The sequence below is a fragment of the uncultured Microbulbifer sp. genome, assembly GCF_947489355.1.
Lineage (GTDB): Bacteria > Pseudomonadota > Gammaproteobacteria > Pseudomonadales > Cellvibrionaceae > Microbulbifer.
Genome location: NZ_CANLDD010000243.1, coordinates 1 through 229 on the forward strand (window position 1 = coordinate 1; position 229 = coordinate 229).

The 229-nt window shown below is 53.3% G+C and carries 1 protein-coding gene; it reads left to right on the forward strand.

All coding sequences use genetic code 11. The features are described from left to right. The coding region (locus Q1A48_RS21615; protein ID WP_299948954.1) for a hypothetical protein at positions 1–229 on the forward strand (229 nt) is incomplete at both ends.

The window sequence follows — 229 nt, forward strand, 5'->3', positions numbered from 1 at the left end:
GATGCCCTTGGCGGTATCGACACGGTCAACGGAGCCGAAGATGCCGAGTGGTTACTGACTGGTAATAATAAAGAAGCGCGCAACAGCGATATCCTATTTTCCGATGTAGAAACCCTTACCGCCACTAATGCCACGCTGCTGGGTACTGCCGACAGTGAATCCTTTACTCTGGGTACCGACGGTGCAGTGGAAGTCTACGGGATGAGCTTCTCCAGCCTGTCTGTAGTGC